Raw genomic sequence first — 13229 nt, forward strand, 5'->3', positions numbered from 1 at the left:
TACCGGAGTAAAGCCATGCAAACCCGTAATAAGATTCTTGATGACGTTTCCCAACTGATGACCAACGCCATGGGCGTCGCGCAAGGCGCGCGGGAAGAGGCCGAGAATGCCATGAAGTCGATGATCGACCGCTGGTTAGCCGATCGTGATTTCGTCACGCGCGAAGAATTTGATGCTGTGCGCGCCATGGCCCAGAAGGCGCGCGAAGAGAACGCAGCGCTTGAGGCACGTATTGCCGCGCTTGAAGCCAAGCTGGACAAATAAGTTCCGCACACTCGAGATTTTGAAAAAAGAAAACCGCCGCGCAATCCACGCTGGGATTGTGCGGTGTTGTGTATTTTGACGCCTTACCAAATTTAATCAAGACAAAGCTGGCGGTGGCGCCAATATTTTGATCGCCGTTGCCGACTGTCCACAACTTATTGATGTTATCCCCAACAAATAGGGTTGCCAGAACCCTGCCAGCGGCGCACCATATCTAGTACAGGCAGACTGGGGAAGCCCGGCTTGTAGAGCAAGCAACTAGCGTTGGGGCGCTGCCAGCCCCTAAAAGGCTAGAGATTAGTGAGGTGGCATTATGGCCCTTTCCGAACAGTTTCTCGAAGAAGACCTTCATCCAATCGACATTGTTGAACATCTTGCCGAACACCACGACTGGGATTTCGACCGGATCGGGGATGATCAGATTGCCATGGCTGTCGAAGGACAGTGGCGCACCTATTCGATCACCTTGGCCTGGTCCAACTATGACGAAACGCTCCGCATGGTGTGTTCTTTCGAAATGGAACCTCCATCCGAGCGCGAGAACGAGCTTTATGAGCTGCTCAATAAGATGAATGATCAGTGCTGGGCCGGTGCATTTACGTATTGGGCCAATCAAAAGCTGATGGTCTACCGGTACGGTTTGGTTCTGGCGGGTGGCCAGATGGCCAGCCCGGAACAGATCGACACAATGATCACCGCCGCGGTTCTGAGCGCCGAGCGCTATTACCCCGCGATCCAACTGGTCACCTGGGGCAACCGCGATCCCGAGGATGCAATGCAGGTCGCCATTGCAGAGGCCTACGGTCGCGCGTAAAGATTTGCCCCAAACCGGATATGGAGAGGGGCAATCATGGACATGTCACGCGTCGCCGAGCAGGGGCTGGTTCTTCTGGGATGCGGCAAGATGGGTTCGGCCATGCTCGCCGGTTGGTTGGAGCATGGCCTTCCTACGTCAGCCGTCTGGGTGATCGACCCGTATCCTTCGGATTGGCTGAAGGCGCAGGGCGTCAATATCAACACTCCATTACCCGAGGCCCCGGCGGTCGTATTGGTGGCCGTCAAGCCACAGATGATGGGCGAGGCACTGCCAGCGATCAAAGCGCTGGGCGGAGGCGGCAGCCTGTTTGTGTCAGTCGCAGCGGGCACATCAATCGCCACCTTTGAAGCTTTGTTGGGTGAAGGCACCCCAATTGTGCGGGCGATGCCAAATACACCGGCGGCGATCCGGCAGGGGATCACAGCATTGATCGGCAATGCAAACGCCTCAGACGCCGATATAGCCCTAACGGAAAACCTACTATCCGCAATTGGTGACACAGTTCGCCTTGAGGACGAGGCGCAGATGGACGCGGTGACCGGGCTGAGCGGTTCGGGGCCTGCTTATGTCTTCCACCTGATCGAAACGCTGGCAGCAGCCGGACAGGCGCAGGGCTTGCCGCCTGATCTGGCGATGAAACTGGCCAAATCGACCGTTGCCGGGGCAGGGGCTTTAGCCATGGCGGCAGAGGAAGACCCCTCGCAATTGCGCGTCAACGTGACGTCGCCCAACGGTACGACGCAAGCTGCGCTTGAAGTGCTGATGCATGAAGAAGAAGGTTTCCCCGACCTGTTGCACCGCGCCGTCAAGGCTGCAACTGACCGATCCAAGGAGCTGTCCCGTGAGTGAGATTTCATTCGATGATTTTCTGAAGGTCGACATTCGGGTCGGTAAGGTTGTACGCGCCGAGCCTTACCCAGAGGCCCGTAAGCCCGCGATCAAGATGTGGATCGACTTTGGTGACGAAATTGGCGAGCGCAGAACCTCGGCCCAGATAACGGCGCATTACGATCCGACGACGTTGGTTGGCAAGCAGGTGATGGCCGTTGTCAATTTCCCACCGCGCCAGATCGGCAAGTTCATGTCCGAGGTTCTGGTGCTGGGCCTGCCCGACGACAAGGGCGAGATCGTTCTGATCGGTCCGGATGGCGAGGTTCCAACCGGCGGGCGGATGCACTGATGAAACTTTTGATCGCACGCCCCATGACGGCCGCCGTCGAGGCGCGCGCTCGCGCCGAGTTCGACGTCGAGATCCGCAGCAGCACGTTGCCAATGTCGCCCGACGAAATGCGGCACGCATTGGCCGAATTTGATGTGGTCGTGCCCACCCTGGGCGATCAGTTTTCGGCCACAATTTTCGCGGAAGTGCCGCAACCGCGCTGCAAACTGCTGGCCAATTTCGGTGTGGGGTACAACCATATCGACGTCGCTGCCGCGCAGGCCGCAGGGGTTCAGGTCACTAACACCCCCGGTGCGGTTACCGATGCCACTGCTGACATCGCGATGACGTTGCTGTTGTCGACCGCGCGCCGCGCGGGCGAGGGGGAACGGCTGGTTCGTTCGGGCAAATGGCAAGGCTGGCATCCGACGCAAATGCTGGGGCATCATGTGACCGGAAAACGCGTTGGGATCGTCGGGATGGGCCGAATTGGTCAGGCCATTTCGTGGCGTTGTCATTTCGGTTTTGGGATGGACGTGGCGTACCAGTCGCGCACCCCGAAAGAGGTGGAGTTTCCCGCAGAAAACATACCAGACCTGAAAGAACTTGCGGCTGCGGTCGATTTCCTGGTGCTCGCCGTTCCAGGCGGTGCGCAAACGCGCCACCTGATCAATGCGCCGGTGCTGGAGGCGATGAAACCTTCGGGCATCTTGATCAACATCGCGCGCGGAGAAGTTGTGGACGAATCCTCCCTGATCGCTGCCCTGCAATCCGGTCAGATCGCAGGCGCCGGCCTTGATGTGTATGAGTTCGAACCCACCGTTCCGCAGGCCCTGCGCGATATGGAGAATGTGACGATACTGCCCCATCTTGGCACCGCGACCGAAGAGGTGCGCACCGATATGGGGCATATAGCGCTGGACAACGTTACTGCTTTCGTCGCGGGGCGATCTTTGCCGAACCCGGTCTAGCGCCCGACGGCCTCGCGCCAGTGTTTGCGGCACAGCGAAATATAAGTTTCATTGCCGCCGATCTGCACCTGCGCGCCCTCGGTGATGGCGTTGCCGTTTTCGTCTTGACGGATGACCATCGTCGCCTTGCGGCCGCATTCGCAAATGGTCCGCACTTCGCGCATCTCGTCTGCCAATGCCAGCAAGGCAGCGGAGCCGGGAAACAGGCAGCCCTGAAAATCCACGCGCAAGCCATAGGCAAGCACAGGCACCCGCAGGTCATCCACTGCACGGGCCAATTGCCAGACTTGCTCTTCGGTCAGAAATTGCGCCTCATCGACAAAAACGCAGGTGACGTTCCCTTTTTTCAGGCGCTGTTCAATCATCGCGAACACGTCGGTTCCAGCGGCGAACGTGTCCGCATCAGCCGATATGCCGATCCGCGACGCAATCCTGCCAACACCGGCCCGGCCATCAAGGGCCGCGGTCATCAAATAGGTGTCCATCCCCCTCTCACGGTAATTGTGCGAGGCTTGCAGTAACACGGTCGATTTTCCCGCGTTCATCGTCGAATAATTAAAGTATAGTTTTGCCATGGGTCGGGTCTAAAACGCCTGCTTTGATCGGGCAAGCCATCAAGAGCTTTAATAAGCGACGTCGCCGTTATTGTTGCAGAGGTCGAGCGTAAGCCCATTGGGGATGGATTCCCCCGCCTCAACAACAGCGACGCCGTCGGCCAACATGCGGCCTAACCGTAGCAGGACAAGAATACCGACCCGCAATCACTCATTACTGGCATTAAATGCCTCCACTCACTCACAAAACCCCCGCATATCTGAGGGATAGCCAACATATGACATTTCAATTATGAATCGAGTATGGGAATTTTCTTTTCCCTTTCCCCCGCAATGGCAGATTTAGTGGGGCGTGCAGGCAGTAAAGGTAAAAACATGGCAGATATCGGGGCCTACCTGAAAAAACACACTGAAGCGCTGGTTAAAGACGTGGGAATCGAATCCGCGTGTGAGATTACAGGCAAATCCAAAGCCACGTTGGGCCGTTATTATTCTGACAATGTCGAACATACTGATCGGTTCATGCCGGTCGATGCGGTGGCGCGGCTTGAAGCAGTGGCAAACTTCCCCCACGTCACCTCGGCGCTGGCCGATCTGAAAAATATCACCCTGTCCTATGACGGGCGCAATGACGACAGCCCCCGTACTGGCGGAGTGAATTCCGACGTCATCGCGCTGAGCCAGCGGTTTGCGATGCTGATGACCGAATATCAATCGGCGATCGAGGACGGCATCATCACGGTGAACGAAGCCAAGCGCCTTCTGAGGGAAACCAGCCAGCTGCAACAGGTCCTGCTGGACATGAAGCTGCACCTGGAAGAGGAAAGCGTGAGCTGACGGCGGTTTGCTTTGTTTTTGCTACGGTCAATTACCCCTCGCATGGGGATCACGCGATAAACTATGTTTGACTTCCATACGCCCAAGCTTCCTAAACCTCTGAATCTTGACCTTGCCTTGCTGAACGGCGGCGGGTCATGTCCGAGCCAGTTCTATGGCCAAACCCATGACGAACAGGATGTTTATGTTCGCTACCGAGGCGGTCGGCTGAGCGTTCAGATTGCTGAAAAACCCGGTGCCGACCCCATCAGCGCCGAGCCGATTTTGTCAGCTGATGTTGGCCCGACCTTAGACGGAACGATTTCGCTGAGGCAGTTCTGCCACTATTTTGGTGTCACTGTTCAGGGTGTTGTACCCACGGAAACCAGCCCTGATGCAGACAGAAACACTGACCTGTCCGGACAAACAACCTACCTTCGAGCTTACTTGGACCGGATCACGCTCGAAACGTCTCGGGTAATTTTAAAGGTCTGTACGCAGGCTTTTCCGAATGCGATTTTGGTGCGTCCGGTCTTGGACGAAAAGTTCAGGCTGAAAGAGTTGGCCGAGGTGACAACGGATGTAACCGATGATGGTGTTTGGCTGATCGACGGTTCAACAAGCGTTGCGGACATAAAAACATGCCCAAGCCGTTACGTTTTGCCAACGGAGGGGCAACTCCAGATTCATTTGAGATTCGATCTTTGGAAGTGGCCGCGACCGCGCAATTCGAACAGAGGCTGTGAGCTGGCCTGTCAGGATTTAGGGCGCAATCTGATTGTTGCCGGTTTGCAGGGAATGCCAAAAGAAGAAGAATTGGCTATTTCCAACTTTCACATTTCGACTCAGTTTCCAACTGCTGATATCTCGGCACGGGACGGCCTGAATGAGCTTGGCGATGCGCTAAGAGCCGTATTGCCCGAAACCGACTTAGCGCAGGTCAGGTTGGACAGTGATCAGGTTGTAGCGAGGTTTACGCGGCCACTAGACCCAGTCTTGAACCAGTGGTGCAAGTCAGGGTCAGACCGTTGGTTAGAGGTAACCCGAAAGAGCCGCGACGGTCCTTGGCTTGGTGTTCGCCCCGTGTGATCCCGGCATCAACCGTGTCGCTTCACTATCACCGAACCCACCGAATAACCGGCGCCGAAGGAACAGATCAGCCCTACGTCACCATCAGTCAGATCATCTGAATACTTGGAAAACGCGATGATGGAACCGGCCGAGGACGTGTTTGCATAGTCCTGCAGGATGTTGGGCTGTTCGCCAGCCTCGGGTTCGCGTCCCAGAACCTTCTTGCCGATGAAGTCATTCATGGTCTTGTTGGCCTGATGCAACCACAGACGTTTGAGGTCTGTATTCTCCACACCCTCAGATTCCATGTGATCCGAGATGTGCTTGCTGACCATTGGCAGCACTTCTTTGAAGACTTTGCGTCCGTTCTGCATGAACTGCATGTCACGGCGGTCGACCACCCCGTCAGGGCGTGAACGACGCAGGAAGCCGTTGTTGTTGCGGATATTGTTCGAGAATTCGGTCGCGCAGCGTGTTGACAGAATTTCGAAATGCGGACCCTTCGCGTCTTCGACCCGCTCGATCAAAGTGGCGGTGGCCACGTCGCCAAAGATGAAATGACAATCGCGGTCGCGCCATTCCAGATGCCCTGAACAAATCTCGGGGTTTACCACCAATGCGGCGCGGACCGAGCCGGAGCGGACCATGTCCGCGGCGGCCTGAATCCCGAAAGTGGCCGAAGAACAGGCGACATTCATATCAAACCCGAACCCGTTGATCCCAAGGGCCTGCTGTATCTCGATAGCAACCGCAGGATAGGCGCGTTCGTGGTTCGAGGCGGCGCAGATCACCAGATCAACGTCCTCAGCGCTGCGCCCGGCCTGTTCCAGCGCCTTTTTACACGCATCCACGGCCATCTCGGTCATGATGCCCGGTTCGTCATCGCCACGTTGACGCAACAAGGGATGCATCACGTCAGGGTCCAGAACACCGTCCTTGTCCATCACGTAGCGTTTCTCGATACCCGAGGCCTTGAAGATGAACTCTTCCGACGAATGCTGCATCGGCTCAATCTCACCCGCCGCGATTGCGTCTGCGTTTTGGGCGTTCATCTTGTCGGCATAGGCGTTGAAGGCCGTGACAAGTTCGGCGTTGGTGATGACGTTTTCGGGGGTGAAAACACCTGAGCCGGTGATCGCGGGCGTGTACATGATAAGACCTGAATGTTTCGGATTCGCCCAAAATGCAGGCATACAAGGGTTAGATCAAGAGACGTTGACCCAAGGGAATGTCAAAGTTTCGGCTGAAATCCGCTTCGCTTCTTGAATAGTTCATATTTCGAAGTATATGCGAGGCCAAAGTTACAAACGGATTCACCGATGACCCATGACGACAGTGCGCTGGTCCGCTGCCTCAGCCCCGAAGTGCAGGCGATGATGGGAGTCTATGCGCTCTACTGGAAACTGGAAGAAAGCCTTGACGCACTAGAGGTCGGGCTGAGCCATCAGGAATGCCATATGATGGTCAAGCTTGAGCGACCCAAACGCATGGGCGTTTTGGCTGCAGACATGCTGACGGTGCCGTCCACCATCACGTCAACCGCTGACGCGCTGGAAGAGGCAGGGTACCTGACCCGCCAGCGCGATCCGGAAGACCGTCGGGCTTGGTTGTTGGTTCTGACCGACAAGGGGCTTGAGATGCGACAGGTTCTGATGTCCGAGGCGGGAGACCTGTTCCGCAGAGCTTCTGGGCTGGATGCTGACGAAACTGCCGAATTTGCACGACTGGCCCGGAAGATCCGGGAAAACATAATGAAAACAGGAATTCCTGAGGGATTGAAGAAATGAAACTCTTCACTGTACTGAGCGTCGCTCTGACCGTGTTCGCCACCTCCGTTTTGGCGCAGGATAGCGCCAAGCCCGTAAAACTAATGATGGTCCAAGAGACATCGCCCGGCTTCTCGCGCCAGTTTTTTGGTCGCGTCGCTGCGCGGCAAACCGTCGATCTGGCCTTTCAGGTTTCCGGGCAAATCGTCGAAATGCCGGTGACCGAGGGGTTTGTGATACCCAAGGGCGAGCTGATCGCGCAACTGGATCAGGAACCATTCCAGCGCCGCTATGACCGCGCTGTCCTGCAAAAGGATCAGGCGGATCGTACCGTGGCCCGTCTTTCTCGTTTGCGCGGAACCACAGCCAGCCAGGTGGCGGTGGACGACGCGGAAACCGAAGCGCAACTGGCGGATATCGCCGTCCGCGATGCCGAATACGATCTGGAACATGCAACACTGACCGCGCCGTTTGACGCGTTGGTATCTCGTCGAACGGTCGAGTCTTTTACCACTGTAAACGCAGGGGCACCCATCGTGCGTATCCACGATATGTCCGAATTGCGGATCGAAGTGGATGTGCCGGAAATCCTGTTCCAACGCTCGGGTCAAGAAGATGACATTACGATTACGGCGAAGTTTCCAACCAGCGACGAGGTCTTCCCTCTGCAGATCCGAGAATTTGACGCGGAAACTTCAAGCGTCGGTCAGACGTTCCGTATCCAGTTTGGTCTTACCCCTCCCGAAGGATTGCAGATTTTGCCGGGTTCGTCGGTGACCGTGAATGTGAAGGTCCAGGATGCCCGGACAGGTATCGTTGTGCCTGCAACGGCCATCATTTCGGGCGCAGAGGGCGGTCTGGGCGTCATGGTGTTTTCACCGGTTGGGGCCGATGAAGGCGCCGTCCAGCTAGTGCCGGTTACCATCGAACCCACGCAGACCGGCGAAGTCCGTGTTCTGACAGGGTTGAACGATGGTGACGAGATCGTCGTCGCGGGTGGCAGCACCTTGACAGATGGCCAAGCCGTTCGCCGCTTTGTCGGCTTTGCAAACTGAAGGGCGGATCAATGAACATTGCGCGCGCATCCATTGATCGCCCGATCTATACGTGGCTGATAATCCTGATCGCCCTGTTTGGTGGCGTCTGGGGGTTTCTGTCGTTGGGACGTCTGGAAGATCCGGCCTTCACCATTAAAAACGCGGTCATCGTGACCCAGTATCCCGGTGCAACGGCTGAACAGGTGGCGCTGGAGGTATCCGAGCCACTGGAATCCGCCATCCAGCAAATGGGTGAGGTTGATACGATCACATCCGTGAATCAGCCCGGGCTTTCGCTGATCGAAGTTGAGATCCAATCGACATATGACGGAACCGAATTGCCCGAAATCTGGACCAAGCTGCGCGCCAAGGTGCGTGATACGGCCCGCAGCCTGCCGTCCGGAGTGCAGGCGCCGCTGGTCAATGACAGGTTCGGCGACGTGTTCGGGCTGTTCTATGCGGTAACGGCTGATGGGTTTTCGGACGCTGAAAAACACGAGCTGTCCACCTTCTTGCGGCGCGAATTGCTGACCGTCGAAGGCGTCGCAGACGTAGAAGTGATGGGCCTGCCGCAAGAGGCTATCTTTGTAGAACCCGATCTGGCCATCTCGGTGAACCAGAATGTGCCGCTGCAGTCCATCAATGAAGCTATTGCCAACGCAGACTCTGTGAACGCGTCGGGTTCGCTGCGTTCAGAGAATGACCGTACAACGATCCTGACCGCCGAAGGGTCGGACTCAGTTTCCGCCATCGCCGGTCTGTCTGTCGGTTCGCAGGGGCAGGTGATCAACCTGTTTGACATGTCTGACGTTTTCCGAGGTCGCCAGACCGACCCGGACATTATGATCCGCTTTAACGGGACCGAGGCTTTTACGCTGGGGATCGCTGGCCTATCCTCCGAAAACATTGTTGAGGTCGGCAAGCGCGCCGATGCGAAGTTTGCGGAACTTGACCCTCAGATCCCCTTTGGCGTCGAAATCCTGCCGATCTACCAACAGCACGTGGTGGTGGAACAGGCCTCAAACGACTTTCTTGTGAACCTCGCCATGTCCGTTACCATCGTGGTCATTGTGCTGGCGGTTTTCATGGGGTGGCGCGCGGCTATTGTCGTTGGCTCGACCCTTTTGTTGACCGTGGTGGGAACGCTTCTGTTCATGTCGATGTTCTCGATCGAGATGGAGCGGATATCACTGGGTGCGCTGATCATCGCGATGGGTATGTTGGTGGATAACGCCATCGTTGTTGCCGAGGGTATGCAGATCGCCATGTTGCGCGGCAAGAACTCGCGCGATGCGGCGGATGAGGCTGCGTCCAAGACGCAAATCCCGTTGTTGGGCGCGACGGTAATCGGGATCATGGCTTTTGCTGGGATCGGTCTTAGCCCCGATGCGACGGGCGAGTTCTTGTTCTCTCTGTTTGCGGTGATAGGTGTTTCGCTTTTGCTGAGCTGGGTACTGGCACTGACGGTGACCCCCTTGCTTGGTCACTATTTCTTCAAACAGGGCGAGGAAGGGGCCGTGGATGCCTATGGCGGGATCATGTTCCGTGTCTACGGCGCGATTTTGCGTTGGGCGCTGCGGTTCCGCTGGCTGGTCGTTGCCGGGCTGGTTAGCGTCACTTTTGCCTGTTTCGTCGGGTTCGGTCTGGTAAAGCAACAGTTCTTCCCGGATTCGAATACGCCGCTGTTCTTCGTGCACTACAAGCTGCCGCAAGGTACGCCTATCGCGCGGACGGCTGAGGACATGGCCGTATTTGAGGAATGGCTGGACAACCGCGAAGACGTGGTCGCCGTCACCACATTTGTGGGGCAGGGCGCAACCCGGTTCTTGCTGACCTACTCGGCAGAGAAACCGAACCCCAGTTATGGTCACATGATCATCCGCACCGAAACTCTAGATGACATCCCTGCATTGCAGGCGGATCTTGAGGCGTTTGGCTCGGCGCAATTCCCCGAAGGTGAGTTCCGCACCAAACGTCTGATCTTTGGTCCCGGCGGCGGTGATCCGATCCAGGCGCGGTTCTCGGGCAGTGATCCGGCGGTTCTGCGGCAGCTTGCGGATGAAGCGATCCTGCGGATGCGCGCGGCCTCTGAGAATGCCCTGCATGTTCACCACGACTGGCGTGAAAAAGAGCTGGCTGTTCAGCCTATCTACGCAACCGAACGGGCGCAGACGGCTGGGGTGACCCGTGAAGATATCGCCGGAACGCTGCAATTCTCGACCGATGGTGTCAGGGCGGGTGTGTTCCGTGAACGCGACCGCCTGATCCCGATCATTATTCGCCGCCCTGCGGACGGAGATTACTCGATCGTTGACCAGGTCGTTTATTCGGATCAGTCAAACAGATTTGTTCCAATCGAACAGATGGTCGACGGGTTTGAATACCAATCGCTCAATACGTTGGTTCACCGCCGCGACAGGGTGCTGACCATCACGGTCGGGGCCGAAATCCCTGCGGGCCTGACGGCGGCTCAGGTCCACTCGGAAGTACGCGCTGCAATCGAAGAGATGGAGCTGCCTGCTGGTTATCGCATGGAGTGGGGTGGCGAGTTCGAAAACGCGGGTGACGCCAACGAAAGTTTGGGCCGTCAGTTACCGGTCAGCCTGCTGATCATGGTGCTGATTTCGGTGCTGATTTTCAACGCTGTCCGTCAGCCGATTATCATCTGGTTGCTGGTGCCGATGTCCGTGAATGGTGTGGTCATTGGACTGCTGGGCACGGGTCTGCCGTTCACATTCACGGCACTGCTGGGTCTGCTCAGCCTGTCAGGGATGCTGATCAAAAACGGCATCGTACTGGTCGAGGAGATCGATCTTGTCCGCGAAACCGGCAAGGGCCTGCGCGAGTCGATCATCGAGGCTTCGGTCTCGCGTCTGCGCCCCGTGATGCTGGCCGCAATCACCACTATTCTGGGCATGGCGCCGTTGCTGACGGATGCGTTCTTCAAATCCATGGCGGTGACGATTATGGGTGGTCTGGCTTTCGCGACAATTCTGACGATGGTCGCGGCACCCGTCTTCTACATGATCTTCTTCGCGCGAGATGAAAAGCGTGAGATTAAAGAAGCCGCTGCGTAACAGCTCAGATTTTTGTCGAATTTCTCAAACCCGGCTAGTGTCCTATCCAGCCGGGTTTTTCGACCAATTGACTCGGTCTAAGGCCGCCTGCGTTTCAGGGGCAATGTCATAGTTGGATCGGGCATTAGTATCATAACTTCGCCAAGCGCTCGACGTGATTGCCTTGCAATGCCAGATGCCATTGGATTTTGGGGTGATCAGACTGCCTCGTGACTTCAACAGCCCGATTGTGTGGACGTGCCATGACGTAAACCAAAGAGGACCAGAGGGCGCGATGCAGTATTTGGCTCTGCACAGTTTGTCGTCCGCCTTTTTGCGGATGTGATCGGAATGTCGAAAATTTTCGGTGCAGCCTGCATCCGGATACCGCCATTCCACACCCAGGCGGACAAACCCGGTTGGCCGTTTTTGGGTGAGGTCAAAAATTGAACCGCTTTTGCACCAGACCAGTTCATCAACATCACATTGAAGAACCGCGCGAGCGCCCGAAAGAAAACGCAAGCGCGCGATGTTCAGCAGCGAAGTCTGCAGAAACATCGTATTGTGACGGTTTTTGCCCTTTCTGTCTTGCGAAACAACGCCGTACCTGAAAGGCGCGGACAGCACCGTTGGGTTATGGATCCCACCTCGCCTCAGCGCTTCGCGGATGTCGTCCAGCCCATACCAGGTTGAGGCATTGTCGAAGAACAGCATCTGCTCCAGCCCATGCATCTGACAATGGTAACGAGCAAAATCTTCAATCCAGGTCAGGTCGTTGTCACGCGACAAGGTTACGGCCACGTTTTTCCCAGTGTGAGGGGCAGAATCCTGTTCGACCGAATTCACGGGCGACTCGACGCTTGAACCGGCCCATTCAAACCTTAGGGTTTGTGGCTTCTTTGATGCCCGGATGAACAATACATCATAGAACTCATCGGACTTCAGGCGGGGTTTCCCGACTTTGTCTTCATCCAGATAAAACTGGCCTTCTCGGATCACGTGGTACAGGCCGAACAGTTTTGGGCAGAAAACCACCAGGCTGCCCCGGTCCCAAAATGCATCGTACCAGAACGTGTCATAGTCGTACACGTGCTCGGTATAGTCTGGGCCAACATGGCCCGGTTTCATTTCGCGGCGTAGCCCGAGTTCCGTAAGGCTGCTGGAGGCAAAAATCGGATAGTGCTCTTGTGTCAATGTCGTTGCCTTAAACTTGCTGGCAATTTCGAATTGTTGCCGCCAACTTACATGCGCTTAGATAGCCAGCTCATCGGTATTTCTAGCGCCGGGTTCAGTCGCCCGGATCCCTCGCCGGGTCATAGTGATAATAAAAACAGGACAGTTTGTTCCCGTCAGGGTCACGCAGATAAGTGACATAGAAATCAGGTGCGTAATAGTCTCTTGTACCCGGGGCACCAGTGTCTGTGCCACCATGCTCCAGCCCTGCAGTGTGAAACTGTCGGACCGTTGCGGCGCTTTGGGTGGGAAACGCGATCATCGTCCCGTTGCCCACATCGGCAGGGTTCCCGTCAAAGGGTGTGTTTATCCAGAACCCGGTCCCATCGTCTGGTTCGGTTCCCCAACCCGCACGATCTTTGGTCCATCCCGGAAGGCGTGGCAGTTCCAAGACAGAAAAGATCGCGTCATAGAACTTAATGGCCCGCGACAGGTCATTTGTTCCATAAGTGACGTAAAGGCGCACGGCTTCCCCCGATTTAGGG

The 13229-nt window shown here is 56.4% G+C and carries 14 protein-coding genes; 10 read left to right on the forward strand and 4 right to left on the reverse strand.

The genetic code is table 11. The features are described from left to right. Positions 1–15: 15 nt before the first annotated feature. The 5 genes from AC2FJF_RS06595 (at position 16) to AC2FJF_RS06615 (ending at position 3211) form a co-directional block, all read left to right on the forward strand. The gene (locus AC2FJF_RS06595) at positions 16–264 is read left to right on the forward strand and encodes an accessory factor UbiK family protein (RefSeq protein ID WP_050604795.1); all 249 of its coding nucleotides are present in this window, start codon (positions 16–18) and stop codon (positions 262–264) included. A gap of 313 nt (positions 265–577) precedes the next feature. Then, positions 578–1078 carry a type III secretion system chaperone family protein gene (locus tag AC2FJF_RS06600; RefSeq protein ID WP_496724030.1) on the forward strand — a complete coding sequence of 167 codons (501 nt, stop codon included), beginning with the start codon at positions 578–580 and terminating at the stop codon, positions 1076–1078. A gap of 36 nt (positions 1079–1114) precedes the next feature. Continuing rightward, positions 1115–1930, forward strand: a complete 816-nt coding sequence (gene proC, locus AC2FJF_RS06605; protein WP_496724033.1) for a pyrroline-5-carboxylate reductase — start codon at positions 1115–1117, stop codon at positions 1928–1930. Continuing rightward, positions 1923–2261, forward strand: a complete 339-nt coding sequence (locus AC2FJF_RS06610) for a tRNA-binding protein (RefSeq protein WP_058275547.1) — start codon at positions 1923–1925, stop codon at positions 2259–2261. The genes proC and AC2FJF_RS06610 overlap by 8 nt, the downstream gene beginning before the upstream one ends. After that, positions 2261–3211: a 2-hydroxyacid dehydrogenase gene (locus tag AC2FJF_RS06615; protein ID WP_496724035.1), complete on the forward strand. Its 951-nt coding sequence runs from the start codon at positions 2261–2263 to the stop codon at positions 3209–3211. Before AC2FJF_RS06610 ends, AC2FJF_RS06615 begins: the two co-directional genes overlap by 1 nt. Here the strand turns inward: AC2FJF_RS06615 and AC2FJF_RS06620 are convergent. Continuing rightward, complete coding sequence (locus AC2FJF_RS06620; RefSeq protein ID WP_496724037.1) at positions 3208–3786, reverse strand: thymidine kinase; 579 nt, start codon at positions 3784–3786, stop codon at positions 3208–3210. The genes AC2FJF_RS06615 and AC2FJF_RS06620 overlap by 4 nt on opposite strands. Positions 3787–4140: 354 nt before the next feature. On the opposite strand from AC2FJF_RS06620, the gene AC2FJF_RS06625 reads away from it, so the two are divergent. Both AC2FJF_RS06625 and AC2FJF_RS06630 read left to right on the forward strand, forming a co-directional pair. Beyond that, positions 4141–4602 (forward strand): hypothetical protein, encoded by a 462-nt coding sequence (locus AC2FJF_RS06625; protein ID WP_058275729.1) that lies wholly within the window; start codon positions 4141–4143, stop codon positions 4600–4602. A 63-nt stretch (positions 4603–4665) separates the two neighbouring features. Next, entirely contained in the window at positions 4666–5670 is a 1005-nt protein-coding gene (locus AC2FJF_RS06630) for a hypothetical protein (RefSeq protein ID WP_496724039.1), read from the forward strand. Between the two features lie 8 nt (positions 5671–5678). On the opposite strand, the gene AC2FJF_RS06635 is transcribed toward AC2FJF_RS06630, so the two are convergent. After that, the gene (locus AC2FJF_RS06635; RefSeq protein ID WP_496724041.1) at positions 5679–6803 is read right to left on the reverse strand and encodes a beta-ketoacyl-ACP synthase III; all 1125 of its coding nucleotides are present in this window, start codon (positions 6801–6803) and stop codon (positions 5679–5681) included. A 168-nt stretch (positions 6804–6971) separates the two neighbouring features. Here AC2FJF_RS06635 and AC2FJF_RS06640 point away from each other — a divergent pair, with 168 nt between their 5' ends. The 3 genes from AC2FJF_RS06640 to AC2FJF_RS06650 are packed head-to-tail and all read left to right on the forward strand — an operon-like array spanning position 6972 to position 11532. Beyond that, a complete protein-coding gene (locus AC2FJF_RS06640; RefSeq protein WP_282151756.1) occupies positions 6972–7439 on the forward strand; it encodes a MarR family winged helix-turn-helix transcriptional regulator in 468 nt (155 codons plus the stop codon). Then, complete coding sequence (locus AC2FJF_RS06645; RefSeq protein ID WP_496724044.1) at positions 7436–8473, forward strand: efflux RND transporter periplasmic adaptor subunit; 1038 nt, start codon at positions 7436–7438, stop codon at positions 8471–8473. Before AC2FJF_RS06640 ends, AC2FJF_RS06645 begins: the two co-directional genes overlap by 4 nt. 11 nt (positions 8474–8484) lie before the next feature. After that, complete coding sequence (locus AC2FJF_RS06650) at positions 8485–11532, forward strand: efflux RND transporter permease subunit (protein ID WP_496724046.1); 3048 nt, start codon at positions 8485–8487, stop codon at positions 11530–11532. 42 nt (positions 11533–11574) lie between these two features. Here the strand turns inward: AC2FJF_RS06650 and AC2FJF_RS06655 are convergent, their stop codons facing one another. Both AC2FJF_RS06655 and AC2FJF_RS06660 read right to left on the reverse strand, forming a co-directional pair. After that, positions 11575–12705, reverse strand: coding sequence for a hypothetical protein (locus AC2FJF_RS06655; protein ID WP_496724048.1), 1131 nt, complete (start codon positions 12703–12705; stop codon positions 11575–11577). A gap of 94 nt (positions 12706–12799) precedes the next feature. Beyond that, positions 12800–13210 (reverse strand): VOC family protein, encoded by a 411-nt coding sequence (locus AC2FJF_RS06660; protein WP_496724050.1) that lies wholly within the window; start codon positions 13208–13210, stop codon positions 12800–12802. Between the last annotated feature and the right edge of the window lie 19 nt (positions 13211–13229).

The organism is Ruegeria sp. CDSB013 (assembly GCF_059611165.1).

Excerpts from the sequence above, each read along its gene's own strand:
- AC2FJF_RS06650 (WP_496724046.1), top strand. The coding sequence starts at position 8,485 with ATGAACATTGCGCGCGCATCCATTGATCGCCCGATCTATACGTGGCTG.
- AC2FJF_RS06625 (WP_058275729.1), top strand. The coding sequence starts at position 4,141 with ATGGCAGATATCGGGGCCTACCTGAAAAAACACACTGAAGCGCTGGTT.
- AC2FJF_RS06630 (WP_496724039.1), top strand. The coding sequence starts at position 4,666 with ATGTTTGACTTCCATACGCCCAAGCTTCCTAAACCTCTGAATCTTGAC.
- proC (WP_496724033.1), top strand. The coding sequence starts at position 1,115 with ATGGACATGTCACGCGTCGCCGAGCAGGGGCTGGTTCTTCTGGGATGC.
- AC2FJF_RS06615 (WP_496724035.1), top strand. The coding sequence starts at position 2,261 with ATGAAACTTTTGATCGCACGCCCCATGACGGCCGCCGTCGAGGCGCGC.
- AC2FJF_RS06595 (WP_050604795.1), top strand. The coding sequence starts at position 16 with ATGCAAACCCGTAATAAGATTCTTGATGACGTTTCCCAACTGATGACC.
- AC2FJF_RS06600 (WP_496724030.1), top strand. The coding sequence starts at position 578 with ATGGCCCTTTCCGAACAGTTTCTCGAAGAAGACCTTCATCCAATCGAC.
- AC2FJF_RS06645 (WP_496724044.1), top strand. The coding sequence starts at position 7,436 with ATGAAACTCTTCACTGTACTGAGCGTCGCTCTGACCGTGTTCGCCACC.
- AC2FJF_RS06640 (WP_282151756.1), top strand. The coding sequence starts at position 6,972 with ATGACCCATGACGACAGTGCGCTGGTCCGCTGCCTCAGCCCCGAAGTG.
- AC2FJF_RS06620 (WP_496724037.1), bottom strand. The coding sequence starts at position 3,786 with ATGGCAAAACTATACTTTAATTATTCGACGATGAACGCGGGAAAATCG.
- AC2FJF_RS06635 (WP_496724041.1), bottom strand. The coding sequence starts at position 6,803 with ATGTACACGCCCGCGATCACCGGCTCAGGTGTTTTCACCCCCGAAAAC.